Genomic DNA, 18,218 nt, shown 5'->3' with positions numbered 1-18,218 from the left:
TTATAAGTCAAATACTGAAGTTCGTTTGGTGTAAATTAAGTCTTTTAATCTTAATATAAAAGCCAAGGTTAGATATAATGCAAAACTAAAACCAAAAGTGGCAAAGGTTATATAGATGAAGAACAAACGTACGTTTTTGGCACGCATTCCTAAACGTTCTGCCAATCGAGACAACGCACCAAAACCGTGTTTTTCGAAAAAATAGCGCAGTTTGTATATGAATTTCATTTCGTTTTGTACTTTTTTTACGAATGTGCAAGGTACATATTTTTACACAAAAAAAGCCACTAGAAACTAGTGACTTTGTATTATAGTTTTGTTATTTATTTAGTACAATACATTAAGTGCCGTAACATCATTATTGTTAAAGTCAATTGCTGGACCACAAGACTGCATGATCGAATTGAAATCAGATCCAGTTGGCGTTCCAGGAATGTAGATAGCTCCTACTCCTGCACTTCCTTCGTTTACGTTTTGTCCACAACTTTGACGTGTTTGGTAATCTGTATGACGTAAACCGATACAATGTCCGATTTCGTGAGCCATCGTTCCTGCCAATTCGTTTACGTTTGGCGCAATGGAAAGCTGAAACCAGCGACTGTTAATTCCAAATCCTTTGGCTGGATCACCTTTACGTGTTGGAAAACCTGCTGCTCTTCCTAAAGTGATAAATCCGCCTGATTCAAATTCGAAAAATTCAGTTACTTCAATGTCTGCTTTGTTTCTCCCGCGTTGTCCAAAAGCAACTCTAGTAAAGGAAATTTGAAGTCCTAAAGTATTGTACATGCGAATCGTTTCGTCTAACGCATTAGAACCTAGTGTTCCCAAATCAGGATCTACACTGATGGTAATGGTTCTTGGCAAGCTCGTAACTAAGTTTGTTGTGCGGTAATGTTTTGCTTGCGAATCTACTGGTGCCAATTCATCAATTTGTGCGTACGTAAAAAACATATCTTCAACAGCTACACCTTCTTCTCCCATAAAAGTAGTTTCAAAAGCTCTCGAAATATCAAAATAAGCTGCGTCTAATTTTGCTAGGATTTCTGGGTTTACTTTGCCTTCTTCTTGGATAGGTTCTTCTGTTTGATCGGATTGACATGCTGTGCATAAAATAGCGCATACAGCAAAAATTAATAGAAGTTTTTGGTTTTTCATTATAAAATTTTTGGGTTAATAATGAAGTAAATTTATAAATATTATAAGGTTTTTTACTACAAAAAAGTAAGGTTTTCGACAAAATACAGCTTTTCATATTTTCAAAACACATACTAAAACATACTGAAAAAAAGTATTTTACTCACTTTACAATTCTATTTCCAATAGCACATTCCAAACATTTTTGTTGGTCACAATAGCTTTTTTTTAATTGTAATAAGGCTTGCGTATGCAGTGCGTTTTCAATGTCTATTTTTTTGGTATTGAATTTTTGAATGATCGCATTTTTTTCAGGTGAAATTGCTCGCAACAGCGAAAGCAGCGACTCCACATCAGGTTTCCCTAAATATTTTTCATAGCAATATTTTAATGGTAAAATACTGTTGATCAACAATACATCAATAAACGTTTTGGATACTTTTTTGATACGCTTGGGCGATTGCTTTTCAAACGTGTAATGTGTTTGCCAAAATGTACTCGTTTCTACTTGTAAAAGTTTGTATAATACATTTAATGATGTTGTGGCAATAAGTTTTGAAAATAAATGACTTCGTTGATGGTACAAAGTTGCTAATTGCGATGCGCGAATGGTTGGAAAGTTTGCAGGACGCGTTCTAAAGAATTGCAATGGAATGTTGGCTTTTTTTGTATGCTCATATTTGCGACAGAGATAGACATACTCTTGTCGTAACAAACTGTCGTAATTTTCCTGAGTCACTTCTTGCGAAAGCAATCCAAAAATTCCGAATAAAAATGCTTCCAACGAAAATTGCGAAGCACCGAGTTTACGAATCAAACTAAAATCTACCAAACACGCCGCTTCATAAAATGCGTCGCTATTGAGTTTGAGTCCAAAACCTTTGGCAAGCAACCGGAATAATACCGCTTCCCAATCGTATTTGGTTTCTTTAACAAGTTTTTCAATGTCGACAGCTTTGGCTTCTAAACGTTCCAAATATACACGTTCTAGCCAGTTTTCAAGTTCAAAATGATGCAACACTGGAAATTTATTTTCGCATGAAATCCACTGTTTAGGCGTGTTGAGTAAGTGTTGATAACGCTGTAACAATGCTGCATCGCTGTAGTTTTTGAGTACTAGCGTCGGAATGACCGAATTGTCTTTGCGATGAATGTCAATATCATGATTCCAAACGACGTGCAAAATAACATTGTCATAATTAGCATCGTTCTCGTGGTTGTGTACAAACCAATCTGCAGCATTTACATGCATCTCTACGTTTCCAGCCCAAAGCTGACGACCAATCCGTAAACGTGCATTGAAAAAATCGGGACCTGCGTGCTGATTGTGCGTTCCTAAATTGATGATTTCTATCGGTTCTTTTTGTGTAGTTTCTAACGGTTGTAAATGTAGCTTTCCAAATTTCCACACATAATACAGGAAGTCTTCTCGTATGCTCATATTGATCATTATTAAGTTCATAATAATTTCAATGAGAAGCAAAGGTTTAGGTATTCTAACAAGATTAATACTACAAAAATATACTTTTTTTCGAATTATTTTATACTTTAGAGGAGTTAACTTTGCTCAAAACAAGCAAGTATTGCATATATTTTACTGAATGAGTTCCTTACTAAAGTCTATTTTCATTTCTGCATTTCCAGTTTTTGCACTAGTTGTGATGATAGATTGTATTTGGTTTATGTTTGATACTGAAATCACCTTAGTTCATGCCGCTCATGTAGTAACTGCAGCGAGTATTGTTTTCTATTTTATTCGGATTTTTGTAAAACCGTTGGCACGTACCGATAGCGTGTTGATTGTATACACATTTTGTGTATTTTTAGGTTTTTTGATGAGTTTTTTGCTTGAAAATTTACAGGGAAATATTGTTATTAGAGCCTTTTGTATGTGGAGCAATCTAACGTTAACCATCGGCTGGATTGCATATTTATTGTGGTATTCTTTTTTTCAAGAACGAAGTGCCGAAAGTAACATTTTGTTGAGCGTTGGAAACAGCTTGCCTTTGTTACGGTTTGAAAATGCTGCCAAAGAAGAAATCACGACAGAGAAATTTGCAGGAACGCCTAGTATTTTTATTTTTTATCGCGGCAATTGGTGTCCATTTTGCATGGCACAAATCAAGGAAATGGTTGAAAAGCATGAAGAGTTACTAAATAGAAACATCAATACGGTTTTTATCAGTTCGCAACCGCATAGTTTTAGTAAAAAATTGACCAAGAAGTATCCGCTAGATTTTCAATTTCTGGTAGATGTTCATGGGAACGTTGCCAAACAGTTGCATATTTTTGCCGAACATGGATTGCCGTTTGGGTTTCAAATCTTCGGTTTCAAATCGCACACCACGTTGCCTACAATTATCATTACCGATTCCAACGAAAAAATTGTATATACGAATCAAACGGATAATTACCGCGTTCGTCCAGAGCCAAAAACGTTGTTAAAGATTGTGGACGAGCAAGTATAATTTTGACTAATTTTTTGGTTCAAAAACTACTCAATTTCATATCCTTCCGCTTTCCAAGCTGTAATGCCACCTTTTATGTTGTGTGCTTTGGTAAAACCTAACGCTCGTAATTTGGCAACTGTTTTTCCACTGCGCCTGCCACTTTTACAATACACATAGATGTCTTGATCTTTCGAAATGTTTGAAATTATTGCTTCTAAAGAGTTTTCTGTAAAAAAATCGGCTTCTAATGCAGTGCTTTTTATTTTCCCTTCGGCAACTTCTTTCGGCGTACGCACATCTAACACAATGACATCTTCATTTTGTAGCAACTCATGAAGTTCAATCACAGAAACATCATACTCTTTAGAAACATTCTTACATCCGAAAAAGAACAAAATTGTAGCTAACATACAAATTACGAGCGTTTGCTTTTTAAGTTTCATACAGACTGTATTTAGTTCGTTTTTGCACCTTGCCACTCTGAAAATCCGCCCATCAAATTATAGGTATTTTCAAAACCTTGACTGTTCATAATAGCACATGCTTGTGCGCTTCTTCCGCCTGAGCGACAGTATACGTAGTAGTTTTTAGAAGCATCTAACTTTTTTACTTCATCAATAAATCCTTGTCCTAAAAAGATGTCAATATGTTTCGCTTCTGGAATGTATCCTTCGTCTACTTCATCTTGTGTGCGTACATCTAAGATGACCGCGTTAGCATCGTTTGCAAGTTGCTCTTGCCATTCTTGTTGTGTTAAATCTGCCATAATTTATATAAATAGTGTTGTTTGTTTTATTGAACTTATTTATTTGTTCAAAGTTACTCTTTTTTCGGAAAATTTTCTTTTATAAAATCACTAGAAACCTGTAATTACAGATTCCTACTAATTTCGGCATAAAAAAACCGAAGCGCTACACTTCGGTTTCTTACAGGCAATAGTTGTGCCTTTTATTATTTTGCTTTGCATGCCTTTATTTTTCAAAGCTATTCTCGATACATTTTTAGTTATTTCGCAAGCGCTATAACAAAAAACACTCGAATTGACGCTCAAAAAAATCTAACATATCTAATTATCTAAGTAAGTCTAAAATTATACTTTAATAGAACATCCAATCGCTTTGGTTGTTTTTACCTTCACTTCTTTTCCAGCTAATAATGCATCTACAGCATCTTCTATGTAACGTTTAGACACTGCATCAGCATCTTTATAATTGTCATCAATCGCACCAATATATTTTACTTGATGTCCTTTTGGTGTTTTTGCAATTACATACATGTGTGGCGTACGTGTAGCTCCAAATTGTGGATATACTTTTTGTTCTTCATCTAACATGTATGGAAATGTAAATCCTTTTTCTTCGGCGCGTGTTATCATGGCTTCAAAACTATCTCCTGGTTTTACATCTGGATTGTTTGGATTGATCGCAATGACAGGATAGCCTTTGCTCGCGTATTTTTTGTCTAAGGCAATCAATCTGTCTTCATACGCAACCGAATATGGACAGGTATTACAAGTAAACGTTAAAATAAATCCTTTGGCATCTTCAAAACTATCCATAGAAATCATTTTTCCATCTACATTTTTCAAAGAAAAATCTTTTACAATGTCACCAACTTGGTAGCCTTTGTTCATTTCCTTTTTAGGTGTTGTAACATTTTCAGCTATTGTTTTTGATGCTTTCGTTGCAGTTGCATTTTCCTTTTGCTTTTCTGCGCAAGAAACTGTCATAAAAAGTAACGCCAGTGCTGCTAGTTGTATCGTTTTCATTTTTTGTTGTTTTTTAATTTACTTATTGGTTTATAAAATTATCTAATGCTTCTTTTAGTTCTTTTTTAGTGAACGATTTCTCGTAAAATTTTCGCTTTCCTTTTCCATACATCACGGTTGCTGGAATGGCACCTGACCATTGTTTGGACACTTTCGAAATCCACGCGTTTTGATCTGGATCGTCCAACAAAACTTGTTCGGATTGTAAATCGTTTTTGGCTAAAAAAGTATTCAGTTTTTTCAGATTGAAATCTAAACTCACCAACAAAACTTTTACATTTTTGTCTTTATATTCTTGATTGATCGCTTCAAAATATGGCAATTCTTTCACGCAAGGCGCACACCAAGTTGCCCAAAAATTTACGACATGAATGTTGTCATCGTCAATGTTGAGGTATTTTTCAAACTGTTCAAAGTTCAATACAGGAATGTCTGTTGTTGCTGAAACAGAAGTTTTCGCTGTTTTTTCTTTGGCAGAAGTAGTTTCTTTTGCAGTAGCAACTTCCTTGGTTTTTGTATCGCTTCCGCACGAAAAAAACAAGATACAAACAGCTAAAAATAAGGTCTTTTGGAACATGATTTTTGTTTTCAGCTTAAAAATACTAAAAGTCTCTCGGATAGCTTTTTATTTAACAAATTTTAAGAGTTTTCACCTTATAGCTTCAAAATTTAAAAAGGGAATTATCCTATGAAAAAATAGGGTATCTACTCTTTAAATCTAGTTAAAACACTCTTTTATTTAACTGAATATCAGATATATTTGACCTTAATATTAACCAAAAACAATAAAATTATGAAATTAAAGTTTTTAATGGTCTTTATGTGTGTAACACTTTGTGGGTTCTCACAAGAAAGAGTGAAAAATTCAACAGAAACGATGTACCTTTTAGATGCAATCATGATGAAAAAAATGATAAAAGCTAAAAAAATGAAAGTACATAAAGTTACTTCAAAAACGAGCCTAAAAGAAGTTTATTTACTTGCAAAAGAATCACCCAATTTAATTATTCAAGTTACACACAAAGGAGTCGTTAAATATGGACTTTCAACGACTATTAGTATTGATGATTACAGACAGCTTCAAGATAAATGTCAAAAATTTTGTAGAGAAACTATTGGTAATTGTAAAGGCACACGATTAGCTATTATTGGCGCTAGTGGAAAATGCTATTGCGGTTGTCTAGATTTTAAAACAGATTTAGACAGCATCATTGACAGAGAAGATCCTTTCTAAACAATATCCAATCCAAAAAATGGTTTCCCTAAAACCTTTTTAGCATCAACATCCAACCAATTGCTCAACACAGATGCATAAATCTGACGAAAGTCAATATCATATTTTAAATCGCCATTATTATCTAAATTCGATAAATCTGCCATCGGATTGTAAAAACCTTGTTTCTTCAACTGCTTTCCAATTAAAAATACTTGATTTGCCGTTCCATGATCCGTGCCGTTTGCAGCATTTTGTTGTACACGACGCCCGAATTCTGAAAAGGTTAAAATTAAGGTGTCTTGAAACGAATCTTGCTCTTTTAAATCTTTGATAAACGCTGCCATCGCTTCGTCATATACTTTTAGCAATCGCTTTTGTTTGTTCTCTTGATTGGCATGCGTGTCAAATCCGCCAAGCGACGTGTAATATACTTTCGTTTGCAATCCTGAATTGATAAATTGCGCCACTTGTTTCAACTGATTGGAAAATTTATTCTTTGGATAACTCGTCTTTGTGGTAAATGTTTTTGAAGTTTCATACACATATTTTGCAGACGACGAAGCTGTGACCATGGTTTTGTACAAGTAGCCCAAATTGTGTTCGCTCAAATGCGCATCGTCATGATGTTGTACCACTTTTTTAAAATACGGTCCTTGTGTGGTTCTGTAGAATAATTTTGGATCCTTTGTTGCAATGCCGTCTGTCGCTTCACCTTTTAACAATAAAGACAAGGTATCATCTACTTCGATGGCGTCTAACGATTTACTTTTGGTCACGTCCAAATAACGACCAACCCAACCCGATTGTAAATATTCGTTGGCGTCGCTTGCCGTGTGCCAAATGTCCGTTGATCGAAAATGCGAGCGATTCGGGTTCGGATATCCAACATTATTAATGACGCACAATTCGCCATTATTGTACAAATTGCTGTGCGCGATGAGACTTTCATGAAAACCAATTTCATCCGTAATTCCTATGAGTTTTGATTTTTGCTGTGCCAACGACGGACGCTTTTTGTAATAAATATCATTTCGAAAAGGAACAACTGTGTTCAATCCGTCATTTCCTCCCGAAAGCTGAATAATTACGAGTTTTTTGCCTGTCGCTATGGCGGAATCAATCAAGTTGAATCCCGATACAAATTTTGGTAAAAATAACGCCGTACTTGCGAGCGATGCTTGTTTTAAAAAATTTCTTCTGTTCATCCAAAAAATTTATTTTTTATTCCCGCTTTTCGACTACACTCAAGATAAATTGCGGCAGGAATCTCTATAAAATCATATTTCAATTAATCTAACACAACTGATATTCTGGCAACGACATCAACTGAATGCAGGTTTCTTTCAAATCCTGATCCGCCAATTTGTCTAAATATTCCTGCGTTCCACGATTCAGTGGACTTGTCAATAATACTTCTTGCAAAGCTTCTACCGTTGTACTTTTATAATTTGTTTCAAAAGTGCTCCAATCGGGTGTGACTTTTAGTTTCCGTTGCCGATTTTGTTTGCTATTAAAGCGTTCAAAATCCTCTTCAAATTCTCCTTTTTCATCCAAAGCAATTTCCCCATTTGCCAACAAAACTGAAGGTAATCGCAAGCGTAACATCATCGTATTTGGATTGATCCAATTGCGCCCACCTTTCCATCCTGCTACATTTGGTGGAAACAATAAATGTTGTCCGAGTAGCTTCTGCAAATACATCAATTCACGTTTTTTCTCAAACTCCATCGGCACAACTCTGTGCATCCCAATTAGAAACTCTACAGGCGATTTTATTTTCGTACCAATGTTTCTTTCGTCATAAAACCAATCAGACAGCAACACAAAACGCATCAAGTTTTCAATATTATAGTCTTTATAAAATAGTTCGGTCATTTCGCTTACGCGGGAAGTATCTAGTTGATCGTTTACAAAATAGCGATAGATTTTCTCGCAGATAAATCGTGCACATTGTTTTTGCTTTAAAATAATGTCAATAATAGCTGAACCGTCAAAATTGCCTGTATTGCCTAAAAATGTTTTTTCTCCATAGTCATGTTGAAAACGGCGCAATCTGAAATTTCCTTTCAAATCGTGGCTCCATCCTGTAAACGCACGTGCAGCTTCTTTAATATCTTGTTCGGCATATTCATCGCGCCCAAGCGTAAACAATTCTAGCAACTCGCGTGCAAAATTCTCGTTCGGTTTTTGCTTTCTATTTTGCTTGTTGTTTAAATATTTAATCATAGAAGCTTCTTTCGAAATGGCTATGACAAAATCTTTAAAATTGCCCAATGCATGTGTGCGAAGCGTATTATTATAGTGTTCAAAGTGAAGAATATGTTTATCGTGACATACAAAATGATTCGCCCAAAAAAGCGTCATTTTTTCACGTAAAAGTTGTTCTGTAGTTCCCAATCGTTCCAACCACGCTACATTCAATTCATGTACTTTCTTTACACTGTCTTTAATAAGAGAACGTATCTTTTTTCGATCTTTCAAATTCAAATCTTTCACACTGGCACGCAATTCTGTAAGATTGATGGACAAAGGTGTCGTTTCGCGAGAAGCGTCAAACAAATGCGAAACAACTTGCTCCCGAGATTGGTTTTGCAACTTACGAGCTTCCGCATGTGAAATTCCGAATCCGACTCTATGGTATAAATGCACGATTTCTGGTAACGTCATAACGAGTGGTTTGTGTAGTATGACTCTAAAACGTTCTAAAAGTTTAATTTGGTATGTTTTGGGTGAGGTTTTGAGCCTGCCGAAGCGCAGCGATCCAAAAAATTAATAAACTTTTAACACTACTCTACTTTTTTGTTTTCAAAATAACATTACATTTGTATATACAAATATTGTACATACAATTATGAAATTAAAAGATGTTTTAAAAAGTGATGCTACGTTGCCTTTAGCCAAAAAGACAGCGATCAATTTTTTTGTGACGAATAATATCTTCATGGAAAAATACACAAGCTTTTTTAAACAGTATGATATTTCGTTGCAACAATTTAACGTGTTGCGCATTTTAAAAGGTCAAAAAGGAACACCTGCCAATCTTGCTACGATTCAAGAGCGAATGGTGCATAAAAACAGCAACACTACACGCTTGATTGATAAATTGATTACAAAAGAGTTGGTAGAACGTACAATTTGTCCTGAAAACCGTAGAAAAGTGGAAATTATCATCACAGAAAACGGGTTGAAATTGATTGAAAACATCAACTCAAAACTAGATGACTTAGAAGAAAACATCATGCAACCGCTGACAATTTCAGAAGCGGAAACACTCAATATGCTATTAGAAAAATTAAGAGGTTCGCAATCCGCATAAAATTGCCCAAAACAAATCGACATACATTAAAAACAAGAAAATGAAAACACGTATTTTAACATTAGTAGCTTTATTTGTATTCGCTACGATCTCAACAGCAGTTGCTCAAAACAAAACAATTGACGCAGAAGCAAGTCAAATCAACTGGACAGGTTATAAAGTAACAGGTCAGCACGAAGGAACAATTAATTTTAAATCGGGAACCTTAGAATTTAAAGATGAAAAATTAGTTGGTGGAACGTTTATGATCGACATGACAACAATCAATACCACGGATTTAAGCGGCGGCGGAAAACAAAAATTAGACGGTCATTTAAAATCTGATGACTTTTTTGGTGTGGCAAAATACCCAGAAGCGATGTTAACTTTTAAGAAAGTAGTTGAAACTGATGACAACGTATACAGAGTTGCCGCAGATTTAACAATCAAAGGAAACAAATCGCGTGTAGCTTTTGATATTGAAGTGGAAAGCAACATGGCAGAAGCGAAATTAAAAGTAGATCGTACAAAATTTGGAATCAAATATGGTTCAGCTTCTTTCTTTGACGGATTGAAAGACAAAGCGATCAACGACGAATTTGACTTAGTAGTTGCATTAAAATATTAAAATCGTTTTTTATTCTAAAAATTGATTTATATATTTGTGACAACAAAAAAATAATGAAAACAAATTTTGTAAATACTTGGTGGTGGAACTTACGAACTTCGAAATCGTGAGCTAAGTCCCTATTTACAAAAAATAGATATCAAAAAAGACTTGTCAATCACGACAAGTCTTTTTTTTTGAAAAAAATTGAACTATGTACACATTAAAAACAACGCATAAAAAAATATTGGCAGACACTATTACGCCCGTAAGTGTCTACTTAAAAATCAGAGATAAATTCCCAAACAGTTTGTTATTGGAAAGTAGCGACTATCATGCGAGCGATAATAGTTTCTCGTATGTATGTTGCAACCCAATTGCAAGTATTAAGGTGGAAAATGAAACGCTTACGCGGGAATTTCCAAATGGTGAATCAAACGTCACTCCTATTACAGCCACGACCGATGTTCCTGCGTTGATTCACGAATTTTCGCAACAATTCAAAACAGATGAAAACGATTTTAAATTCATCAACAATGGATTGTTTGGCTACATTGCCTATGATGCGGTTCGGTATTTTGAATCGGTAGAAATTTCCAAAAAAGAACAATCGCTCGACATTCCGGATATGTATTATGCGGTGTATCAAAATATCATTGCGTTCAATCACTTTAAAAACGAAGCATATCTCTTTTCGCATTGCTACAAAACAAAAGATAATATTTCTGAAATTGAACACATACTAAGCACCAAAAACTTCACCACCTACAAATTCTCCATTGACGGCGAACGCGAATCCAACTTGGACGACAAACAATTCAAACAAAATGTAGCATTGGCAAAAAAACATTGCTATCGTGGAGACGTTTTTCAATTGGTGCTTTCGAGAAGATTCATTCAAAAATTTAAAGGAGACGAATTCAATGTGTATCGTGCGTTGCGAAGTATCAATCCTTCACCGTATCTATTCTATTTTGACTATGGCGATTTCAAAATCTTTGGTTCTTCGCCAGAAGCACAATTGGTCGTGAATAACAATCATACCGAAATTCACCCAATCGCAGGAACCTTTAAACGTACAGGAAACGATGAAGAAGATGCCGCTTCCGCGAAACGACTCTTTGACGATCCAAAAGAAAATGCTGAACACGTCATGTTGGTCGATTTAGCACGTAACGATTTAAGCCGAAATGGAAATCAGGTCAAAGTAGAAACCTATAAAGAATTGCAATTCTTTTCGCATGTCATTCATTTGGTTTCCAAAGTAACGGCGCAAAAACATAAAAATGCAGCAACCATGCAAGTCGTAGCCGACACATTTCCTGCGGGAACATTAAGTGGCGCACCCAAGCACAAAGCTATGCAATTGATTGAAAAATACGAAACCTCGAACCGCGATTTTTATGGTGGCGCGATTGGATTTATGGACTTTCACGGGAATTTTAATCATGCCATTATGATTCGAACATTCCTCAGCAAAAACCACAAATTGCATTACCAAGCAGGCGCGGGAATCGTAGCAAAATCGAATGAAGAAAATGAAAATCAAGAAGTGTATAACAAACTCCGAGCGTTAAATACCGCGTTGGAAATTGCGGAAACGATATAAATAGATGTTAGATGTTGGTATTGAGATATTAGATGTTTCTCAATTCTCAATACTAAAACCTCAATACTAAAAAAAACAATAATGAAAAAAGTATTAGTTATAGATAATTACGACAGCTTCACCTACAATCTTGTCCATTATTTGGAAGATTTAAACTGTGATGTCACCGTAAAAAGAAACGATCAATTATCACTAGAAGAAGTAGATGATTACGAAAAAATCATTCTCTCGCCAGGACCAGGCATTCCTGATGAAGCTGGATTGTTAAAACCTATCATTGCAGAATATGCGCCAACTAAAAGTATTTTAGGTGTTTGTTTAGGTCAACAAGCCATTGGAGAAGTTTTCGGCGGTTCATTGACCAACTTGTCAGAAGTATATCATGGCGTTGCTACCAAAGTAGAAGTTTCCGTAGATGACGAATCTTTATTTAAAAATCTTCCAAAAAACTTTGAAGTCGGACGTTACCATTCTTGGATTGTGGCAAGTCCGCTTCCAGAAAGCTTAGAAGCTACTTCGTATGATGAAAACGGACAAATCATGTCGTTGCGTCACAAAGAATACGATGTCCGCGGCGTGCAATATCATCCAGAATCGGTATTAACGCCACATGGAAAACAAATATTGGAAAATTGGGTAAGAAACTAGCTATGAGTTTTGAGAATTGAGATTGTTTGAAATTCTTTGAAACGTCTTTGCGAGGAGTTTACGACGTGGCAATCTGTTTGTGAGAAATTATAAATGCTAAATTTTAAATATAAAAATGATATTCCAAGAAACGCAATTACTAAAAAAAGTACTAAAACGTCACTTCGAGTGATTTTCTGTCATTGAGCTTGTCGAAATGAAGAAAATTGTATCGAGAAGTACTTTGAAATTATAAATGTTGAATTATAAATATCCAAAGAACTCGTCTCAATTCTCAATACCAAAACCCAAATACTATATAGAACAAAATGAAAAAATTACTAAATAGACTCATCAATCACGAAAGCATTACCGAAACAGAAGCCAAACAGGTAATTGTCAACATTTCGAAAGACATGTACAATCCAAGTCAAATTGCTTCGTTTTTGACAGTTTTCATGATGCGAAGTGTCACACTTGAAGAACTCAAAGGTTTCCGTGATGCTTTATTGGAATTGTGCATTCCTGTAGATTTATCAGCCTACAATGCCATTGATTTATGTGGAACTGGCGGCGATGGAAAAGATACCTTCAACATTTCAACTTTAGCGTCATTCATAACCGCAGGTGCTGGCGTAAAAGTTGCCAAACATGGAAACTACGGCGTTTCTTCGGTCAGCGGTTCATCAAACGTTATGGAACATTTGGGTATCAAATTTACGAACAATACTGACTTTTTAGAGAAATGTATTGATCAAGCGGGAATTTGTGTATTACATGCACCACTATTTCACCCTGCAATGAAAAATGTGGCTCCGATTCGAAGAGCCTTAGGCGTAAAAACATTCTTCAATATGTTAGGACCGATGGTGAATCCGTCATTTCCTAAAAATCAAATGGTGGGCGTTTTCAACTTAGAACTGGCACGAATGTATGGCTATTTATACCAAAATACCGATAAAAATTATACCATTTTACACGCCTTAGATGGTTATGATGAAATTTCACTTACAGGCGCAACGAAAGCCATTCGAAACAACTCGGAAGAAATGTTAACACCAGCAGATTTTGGAGTACCACAACATACGCAAGCAGCTATTTATGGAGGTGATTCGGTAGCTTCTGCTGCAAAAATATTCACCGATATTTTAGAAGGTCGTGGAACTGATCCGCAAAACAATGTCGTGTGTGCCAATGCAGGAATGGCGATTGCAACGGTAAACGGATTACAAGCCAAAGAAGGCTTCGAAATTGCCAAAGAATCCTTGCACTCTGGAAAAGCGTTACAGGTTTTAAAGAAGTTGTTGGAATTGAGTAAATAATACATTTGTCATTCCTGCGAAAGCAGGAGTCCATAAATAATAAGAAGTATGATTCCTGCCTTCGCAGGAATGACAAAAAAGATAAATTAAAATTACCGCTTTCGCGGAAAATAAATATGACCATTTTAGACAAAATTATAGCAGACAAATACAAAGAAGTTTCACTGAAAAAAAGCATCGTACCAGTGTCGCAGTTGGAGCGTTCGGCATTATTCGATCGTGAAACTTCTTCTTTAGCTAAAGCATTACAAAAAAGCGAAACAGGAATCATTGCCGAATTTAAAAGACGTTCGCCATCCAAAAGTGTTATCAATCAAAGCGCGAGCGTGCAAGATGTTGCTTTTGGTTATGAAAATGCTGGTGTTTGCGGCATGTCTGTTTTGACCGATGGAAAATACTTTGGTGGTTCATTGGACGATGTTTTATTAGCCAGAGCCAGCGCGCAATTGCCAATTTTACGGAAAGAATTCATTGTTGACGAATACCAAATCATTGAAGCAAAATCGTATGGTGCTGATGTTATTTTATTGATTGCAGCCGTATTGTCGCGTGAGGAAATCAAAACGTTCTCAGAAACAGCAAAAAGTCTCGGATTGGATGTCTTGTTAGAAGTCCACAATTTAGAAGAATTACAAAAATCCATCATGCCTTCCTTGGACATGTTAGGCGTAAATAATAGGAACCTAAAAACCTTTGAAGTCAGCACAAACATTAGCAAAGAATTATCAACTCATATTCCAAATGATTTTGTAAAAGTCTCGGAAAGCGGCATCAGCTCTGTGGCTGCGATCAAAGATTTACAACCGTTTGGATATCAAGGCTTCTTAATCGGCGAAAATTTTATGAAAACTGAACATCCAGGCGAAAGTGCGTTGGGATTTATTAGGGAATTAGGAAAATAGTGGTTTTGTCGACAAAATCATTTAATTATTAAATTTTTTAATCATTTAATGAAAAACTTGAAACTCAAAATATGCGGAATGAAATATGAAGACAACATGAACGCTGTAAGCACTTTACAGCCAGACTATTTGGGTTTTATATTTTACCAAAAATCGTCTCGTTTTTTTGATACGTTCATTCCTAAAATTCCAAAAGGAATTAAAAAAACAGGCGTATTTGTGAATGCTTCTGTGGAAGATATTGTAAAGAAAGTACAATTGCATGATTTGCAAGCGATACAATTACACGGAAGTGAAACTCCTGAGTTTTGTGTTGAATTAAAGAAAATATACCACTCTGACCGCAGTCGAAGTATAGAATTCATCAAGGTATTTTCTATAAAAAACGAATTTGATTTTGACACCTTGAAACCTTATGAAGCTTGTGTAGACTATTTTTTGTTTGATACAAAAGGGAAATTACCTGGCGGAAATGGCGTTACATTCGACTGGAAAGTGTTGGAAAACTATCCATCCAACAAACCGTTCTTTTTAAGTGGCGGCATTGGCTTGGAAACTATCACAAAATTAGATGATTTTATGAAAAGTAAAGCGTCAAAATATTGTTATGCATTGGATGTAAATAGTAAATTTGAAATTGTACCAGGATTGAAGAATATTGAGAAATTAAAGGAGTTTAAAGAGAATATAAAATTAGCATGATGAGATTCTGCATCTCACAAAAGCTAAACAATATAAAAAAAGTGAAAATCTCGTGTAAACGGAAAAAAGTATAAAAGTTTTATGAAAAAGACCTATCACGTTAATGAAAAAGGATATTACGGCACATTTGGCGGCGCGTACATTCCTGAAATGTTGTATCCAAATGTGGAAGAATTACGCCAAAAGTATTTGGAAATTATGTATGAAGATTCTTTTCAAAAAGAATTCAAACAATTACTTAAAGATTATGTTGGGCGTCCATCACCGTTATTTTACGCAGAACGTTTGTCTGCCAAGTACAATACAAAAATCTATCTAAAACGAGAAGATTTAAACCATACAGGCGCGCACAAAGTTAACAATACCATCGGACAAATTTTGATGGCACAACGTTTAGGTAAAACCCGAATTATCGCAGAAACGGGCGCAGGACAACACGGTGTTGCCACAGCAACTGTTTGTGCATTAATGGGCATGGAATGTATTGTATATATGGGCGAAATTGACATTGCCCGACAAGCGCCAAATGTAGCACGTATGAAAATGTTGGGTGCTGAGGTTCGTGCGGCATTATCGGGAAGTAGAACACTCAAAGATGCTACCAACGAAGCCATTCGCGATTGGATTAGCAATCCTGTAGATACACATTATATTATTGGTTCGGTCGTTGGTCCGCATCCGTATCCAGATATGGTGGCGCGGTTTCAAGCGGTGATTTCGGAAGAAACAGAGTGGCAATTGCAAGAAAAAGAAGGTCGCTCCTATCCCGATCATGTGATTGCATGTGTTGGCGGTGGAAGCAATGCCGCAGGCGCTTTTTATCAATATTTAGATGATGAACGCGTCAATTTAATCGCGGTGGAAGCTGCTGGAAAAGGAATTCACTCCGGAGAAAGTGCTGCTACTTCGGCGTTGGGTGAAGACGGAATTATTCACGGAAGTAGAACCTTGTTAATGCAAACCGAAGACGGACAAATTACAGAACCGTATTCGATTTCTGCTGGGTTAGATTATCCTGGTGTCGGTCCGATGCACGCACATTTATACGCAAGCAAACGTGCTGAATTCATTTCGATTACAGACGATGAAGCGATGACTGCTGGTTTGGAATTATCGCAACTCGAAGGAATTATTCCTGCGATTGAAACTTCGCATGCCTTAGCGGTTTTTGATTCGAGAAAATTTAAGAAAGACGAAATCGTTGTGCTGAATTTATCAGGTCGCGGCGACAAGGATTTGAATACGTATATTGATTATTTCAAGCTATAATTTTGCATTCCTGCGAAGGCAGGAATCTCTTTGAATTCGATAGCGATGGATATACATTATGTTTACATTCTAACAAATAAAAGTCATACGGTTTTGTATGTTGGCAGAACAAATCAACTGAAACGAAGGTTGAATCAACATAAAAACAACAAAGCAGATTCATTCACAGGAAAATACAATGTGAGTAAGCTCGTCTATTTTGAAACCACTAAGTATGTAAATAATGCGATTCAAAGAGAACGACAAATAAAGAAATGGAAGCGTGAGTGGAAAAATAATTTAATTAATGGATTAAATCCCGATTGGAAAGACCTTTCAGAGTATGTGTAAGATTCCTGTCTTCACAGGAATAAAAAAAGAACATGAGTGAGATTCCTGTCTTCACAGGAATAAAAAAAGATAAATTGAAATGAGATTCCTGCCTACGCAGGAATGCAAAAAGATAAATTGAATGAACAGAATAAACCAAAAATTACAAGAAGATAAAAAGTTACTCTCCATCTATTTTACCGCAGGATATCCAAGTTTGCATGACACGGTTGGCGTGATTGAAGATTTGGAAAAAAGCGGCGTCGATATGATCGAAATTGGCTTGCCGTTTAGCGATCCATTGGCAGATGGACCTACGATTCAAGAGAGTTCTACACAGGCTTTGGAAAACGGAATGACAAGTGAGTTGCTATTTGAACAAATTGCAGATGTGCGTGACACGGTTTCCGTTCCGCTGATTATTATGGGCTATTTGAATCCGATGATGCAATACGGATTGGAGGCATTTTGTGCAAAATGTAAAGAAGTGGGCATCGACGGTTTAATTATTCCTGATATGCCAGTACAAGTGTATCACGAACAATACCAAGCGACTTTTGAAAAGTATGGTTTGATCAATGTATTTTTGATTACGCCACAAACTTCTGAAGAACGCATTCGGTTTATTGATAGCATTTCTAACGGATTTATCTATATGGTAAGTTCGGCAGGAACCACAGGTGCAAAAAGTAGTTTCGGAAATACACAAGAAACCTATTTTGATCGCATTGGAAATATGAATTTGAAAAATCCGCAGATTGTTGGTTTCGGAATTTCCAATCATGAAACCTTTACACAAGCAACTAACAAAGCCAAAGGTGCGATTATTGGAAGTGCATTTATTAAACATCTCACCAAAAACGGTACAGAAACTATCAAAGATTTTGTAGATATGGTGCTGGATAAGTAGTTTTCTTTTTACAACGAATACACGAATCATTAGTATATAATACCAATTCTACTATAAGATGCAACAAATAAACTCGTTCATTTGGCAGTTTAATTCTT

At 35.9% G+C, this 18,218-nt stretch carries 21 protein-coding genes; 12 read left to right on the top strand and 9 right to left on the bottom strand.

The window, feature by feature from the left end; genetic code table 11:
- The 3 genes from KORDIASMS9_RS11395 to KORDIASMS9_RS11385 form a co-directional block, all read right to left on the bottom strand.
- On the bottom strand, positions 1–228 hold the full coding sequence (locus KORDIASMS9_RS11395; RefSeq protein ID WP_114902964.1) for a PspC domain-containing protein: 228 nt from the start codon (positions 226–228) through the stop codon (positions 1–3).
- A 99-nt stretch (positions 229–327) separates the two neighbouring features.
- Positions 328–1,155: a M57 family metalloprotease gene (locus KORDIASMS9_RS11390; RefSeq protein ID WP_114902963.1), complete on the bottom strand. Its 828-nt coding sequence runs from the start codon at positions 1,153–1,155 to the stop codon at positions 328–330.
- A gap of 142 nt (positions 1,156–1,297) precedes the next feature.
- Positions 1,298–2,575 (bottom strand): DUF2851 family protein, encoded by a 1,278-nt coding sequence (locus KORDIASMS9_RS11385; protein ID WP_114905219.1) that lies wholly within the window; start codon positions 2,573–2,575, stop codon positions 1,298–1,300.
- Between the two features lie 160 nt (positions 2,576–2,735).
- On the opposite strand from KORDIASMS9_RS11385, the gene KORDIASMS9_RS11380 reads away from it, so the two are divergent.
- Positions 2,736–3,602: a peroxiredoxin gene (locus KORDIASMS9_RS11380; RefSeq protein ID WP_114902962.1), complete on the top strand. Its 867-nt coding sequence runs from the start codon at positions 2,736–2,738 to the stop codon at positions 3,600–3,602.
- A gap of 26 nt (positions 3,603–3,628) precedes the next feature.
- Here KORDIASMS9_RS11380 and KORDIASMS9_RS11375 read toward each other — a convergent pair whose 3' ends face one another.
- The 4 genes from KORDIASMS9_RS11375 to KORDIASMS9_RS11360 form a co-directional block, all read right to left on the bottom strand.
- The gene (locus tag KORDIASMS9_RS11375) at positions 3,629–4,027 is read right to left on the bottom strand and encodes a rhodanese-like domain-containing protein (protein ID WP_114902961.1); all 399 of its coding nucleotides are present in this window, start codon (positions 4,025–4,027) and stop codon (positions 3,629–3,631) included.
- Positions 4,028–4,038: 11 nt separating this feature from the next.
- On the bottom strand, positions 4,039–4,350 hold the full coding sequence (locus KORDIASMS9_RS11370) for a rhodanese-like domain-containing protein (protein ID WP_114902960.1): 312 nt from the start codon (positions 4,348–4,350) through the stop codon (positions 4,039–4,041).
- 324 nt (positions 4,351–4,674) lie between these two features.
- Complete coding sequence (locus KORDIASMS9_RS11365) at positions 4,675–5,352, bottom strand: thioredoxin family protein (RefSeq protein ID WP_114902959.1); 678 nt, start codon at positions 5,350–5,352, stop codon at positions 4,675–4,677.
- Between the two features lie 22 nt (positions 5,353–5,374).
- Positions 5,375–5,929: a TlpA disulfide reductase family protein gene (locus KORDIASMS9_RS11360; RefSeq protein ID WP_114902958.1), complete on the bottom strand. Its 555-nt coding sequence runs from the start codon at positions 5,927–5,929 to the stop codon at positions 5,375–5,377.
- Between the two features lie 216 nt (positions 5,930–6,145).
- Here KORDIASMS9_RS11360 and KORDIASMS9_RS11355 point away from each other — a divergent pair, with 216 nt between their 5' ends.
- Positions 6,146–6,586: a hypothetical protein gene (locus tag KORDIASMS9_RS11355; RefSeq protein WP_162819896.1), complete on the top strand. Its 441-nt coding sequence runs from the start codon at positions 6,146–6,148 to the stop codon at positions 6,584–6,586.
- Here KORDIASMS9_RS11355 and KORDIASMS9_RS11350 read toward each other — a convergent pair.
- Together KORDIASMS9_RS11350 and KORDIASMS9_RS11345 are read right to left on the bottom strand one after the other, a co-directional pair.
- Positions 6,583–7,773, bottom strand: coding sequence for a DUF1501 domain-containing protein (locus KORDIASMS9_RS11350; RefSeq protein WP_114902956.1), 1,191 nt, complete (start codon positions 7,771–7,773; stop codon positions 6,583–6,585). The two genes, KORDIASMS9_RS11355 and KORDIASMS9_RS11350, sit on opposite strands and share 4 nt — an antisense overlap.
- Positions 7,774–7,861: 88 nt before the next feature.
- Positions 7,862–9,235 (bottom strand): DUF1800 family protein, encoded by a 1,374-nt coding sequence (locus KORDIASMS9_RS11345; protein ID WP_114902955.1) that lies wholly within the window; start codon positions 9,233–9,235, stop codon positions 7,862–7,864.
- Between the two features lie 184 nt (positions 9,236–9,419).
- On the opposite strand from KORDIASMS9_RS11345, the gene KORDIASMS9_RS11340 reads away from it, so the two are divergent.
- The 10 genes from KORDIASMS9_RS11340 (at position 9,420) to trpA (ending at position 18,120) form a co-directional block, all read left to right on the top strand.
- The gene (locus KORDIASMS9_RS11340) at positions 9,420–9,884 is read left to right on the top strand and encodes a MarR family winged helix-turn-helix transcriptional regulator (protein ID WP_114902954.1); all 465 of its coding nucleotides are present in this window, start codon (positions 9,420–9,422) and stop codon (positions 9,882–9,884) included.
- A gap of 40 nt (positions 9,885–9,924) precedes the next feature.
- A complete protein-coding gene (locus tag KORDIASMS9_RS11335) occupies positions 9,925–10,491 on the top strand; it encodes a YceI family protein (RefSeq protein ID WP_114902953.1) in 567 nt (188 codons plus the stop codon).
- Between the two features lie 193 nt (positions 10,492–10,684).
- Positions 10,685–12,079 (top strand): anthranilate synthase component I family protein, encoded by a 1,395-nt coding sequence (locus KORDIASMS9_RS11330; protein ID WP_114902952.1) that lies wholly within the window; start codon positions 10,685–10,687, stop codon positions 12,077–12,079.
- Positions 12,080–12,160: 81 nt separating this feature from the next.
- Complete coding sequence (locus KORDIASMS9_RS11325) at positions 12,161–12,727, top strand: aminodeoxychorismate/anthranilate synthase component II (protein ID WP_114902951.1); 567 nt, start codon at positions 12,161–12,163, stop codon at positions 12,725–12,727.
- A 308-nt stretch (positions 12,728–13,035) separates the two neighbouring features.
- Positions 13,036–14,028 carry an anthranilate phosphoribosyltransferase gene (gene trpD, locus KORDIASMS9_RS11320; RefSeq protein ID WP_114902950.1) on the top strand — a complete coding sequence of 331 codons (993 nt, stop codon included), beginning with the start codon at positions 13,036–13,038 and terminating at the stop codon, positions 14,026–14,028.
- 116 nt (positions 14,029–14,144) lie between these two features.
- Complete coding sequence (gene trpC, locus KORDIASMS9_RS11315) at positions 14,145–14,930, top strand: indole-3-glycerol phosphate synthase TrpC (protein WP_114902949.1); 786 nt, start codon at positions 14,145–14,147, stop codon at positions 14,928–14,930.
- A gap of 78 nt (positions 14,931–15,008) precedes the next feature.
- A complete protein-coding gene (locus tag KORDIASMS9_RS11310) occupies positions 15,009–15,632 on the top strand; it encodes a phosphoribosylanthranilate isomerase (RefSeq protein ID WP_240321178.1) in 624 nt (207 codons plus the stop codon).
- An 81-nt stretch (positions 15,633–15,713) separates the two neighbouring features.
- Positions 15,714–16,901, top strand: a complete 1,188-nt coding sequence (trpB, locus tag KORDIASMS9_RS11305; protein ID WP_114902947.1) for a tryptophan synthase subunit beta — start codon at positions 15,714–15,716, stop codon at positions 16,899–16,901.
- A gap of 6 nt (positions 16,902–16,907) precedes the next feature.
- A complete protein-coding gene (locus KORDIASMS9_RS11300) occupies positions 16,908–17,231 on the top strand; it encodes a GIY-YIG nuclease family protein (RefSeq protein ID WP_371412770.1) in 324 nt (107 codons plus the stop codon).
- A 121-nt stretch (positions 17,232–17,352) separates the two neighbouring features.
- Positions 17,353–18,120, top strand: a complete 768-nt coding sequence (trpA, locus tag KORDIASMS9_RS11295; RefSeq protein ID WP_114902946.1) for a tryptophan synthase subunit alpha — start codon at positions 17,353–17,355, stop codon at positions 18,118–18,120.
- Positions 18,121–18,218: the final 98 nt, after the last annotated feature.

The sequence above is a fragment of the Kordia sp. SMS9 genome, from assembly GCF_003352465.1.
In the GTDB taxonomy this organism is placed as follows: Bacteria; Bacteroidota; Bacteroidia; order Flavobacteriales; family Flavobacteriaceae; genus Kordia.
This window is presented reverse-complemented; position numbering and strand designations above follow the sequence as displayed.

Bases quoted from the DNA above. Each gene is read 5' to 3' on its own strand.
- KORDIASMS9_RS11350 (WP_114902956.1), bottom strand. From the start codon at position 7,773: ATGAACAGAAGAAATTTTTTAAAACAAGCATCGCTCGCAAGTACGGCG.
- KORDIASMS9_RS11395 (WP_114902964.1), bottom strand. From the start codon at position 228: ATGAAATTCATATACAAACTGCGCTATTTTTTCGAAAAACACGGTTTT.
- KORDIASMS9_RS11370 (WP_114902960.1), bottom strand. From the start codon at position 4,350: ATGGCAGATTTAACACAACAAGAATGGCAAGAGCAACTTGCAAACGAT.
- KORDIASMS9_RS11365 (WP_114902959.1), bottom strand. From the start codon at position 5,352: ATGAAAACGATACAACTAGCAGCACTGGCGTTACTTTTTATGACAGTT.
- trpB (WP_114902947.1), top strand. From the start codon at position 15,714: ATGAAAAAGACCTATCACGTTAATGAAAAAGGATATTACGGCACATTT.
- KORDIASMS9_RS11380 (WP_114902962.1), top strand. From the start codon at position 2,736: ATGAGTTCCTTACTAAAGTCTATTTTCATTTCTGCATTTCCAGTTTTT.
- KORDIASMS9_RS11340 (WP_114902954.1), top strand. From the start codon at position 9,420: ATGAAATTAAAAGATGTTTTAAAAAGTGATGCTACGTTGCCTTTAGCC.
- trpA (WP_114902946.1), top strand. From the start codon at position 17,353: ATGAACAGAATAAACCAAAAATTACAAGAAGATAAAAAGTTACTCTCC.
- KORDIASMS9_RS11360 (WP_114902958.1), bottom strand. From the start codon at position 5,929: ATGTTCCAAAAGACCTTATTTTTAGCTGTTTGTATCTTGTTTTTTTCG.
- KORDIASMS9_RS11310 (WP_240321178.1), top strand. From the start codon at position 15,009: ATGAAATATGAAGACAACATGAACGCTGTAAGCACTTTACAGCCAGAC.
- KORDIASMS9_RS11385 (WP_114905219.1), bottom strand. From the start codon at position 2,575: ATGAGCATACGAGAAGACTTCCTGTATTATGTGTGGAAATTTGGAAAG.
- KORDIASMS9_RS11375 (WP_114902961.1), bottom strand. From the start codon at position 4,027: ATGAAACTTAAAAAGCAAACGCTCGTAATTTGTATGTTAGCTACAATT.
- KORDIASMS9_RS11355 (WP_162819896.1), top strand. From the start codon at position 6,146: ATGAAATTAAAGTTTTTAATGGTCTTTATGTGTGTAACACTTTGTGGG.
- KORDIASMS9_RS11345 (WP_114902955.1), bottom strand. From the start codon at position 9,235: ATGACGTTACCAGAAATCGTGCATTTATACCATAGAGTCGGATTCGGA.
- KORDIASMS9_RS11325 (WP_114902951.1), top strand. From the start codon at position 12,161: ATGAAAAAAGTATTAGTTATAGATAATTACGACAGCTTCACCTACAAT.
- KORDIASMS9_RS11390 (WP_114902963.1), bottom strand. From the start codon at position 1,155: ATGAAAAACCAAAAACTTCTATTAATTTTTGCTGTATGCGCTATTTTA.
- trpD (WP_114902950.1), top strand. From the start codon at position 13,036: ATGAAAAAATTACTAAATAGACTCATCAATCACGAAAGCATTACCGAA.
- KORDIASMS9_RS11330 (WP_114902952.1), top strand. From the start codon at position 10,685: ATGTACACATTAAAAACAACGCATAAAAAAATATTGGCAGACACTATT.
- trpC (WP_114902949.1), top strand. From the start codon at position 14,145: ATGACCATTTTAGACAAAATTATAGCAGACAAATACAAAGAAGTTTCA.
- KORDIASMS9_RS11335 (WP_114902953.1), top strand. From the start codon at position 9,925: ATGAAAACACGTATTTTAACATTAGTAGCTTTATTTGTATTCGCTACG.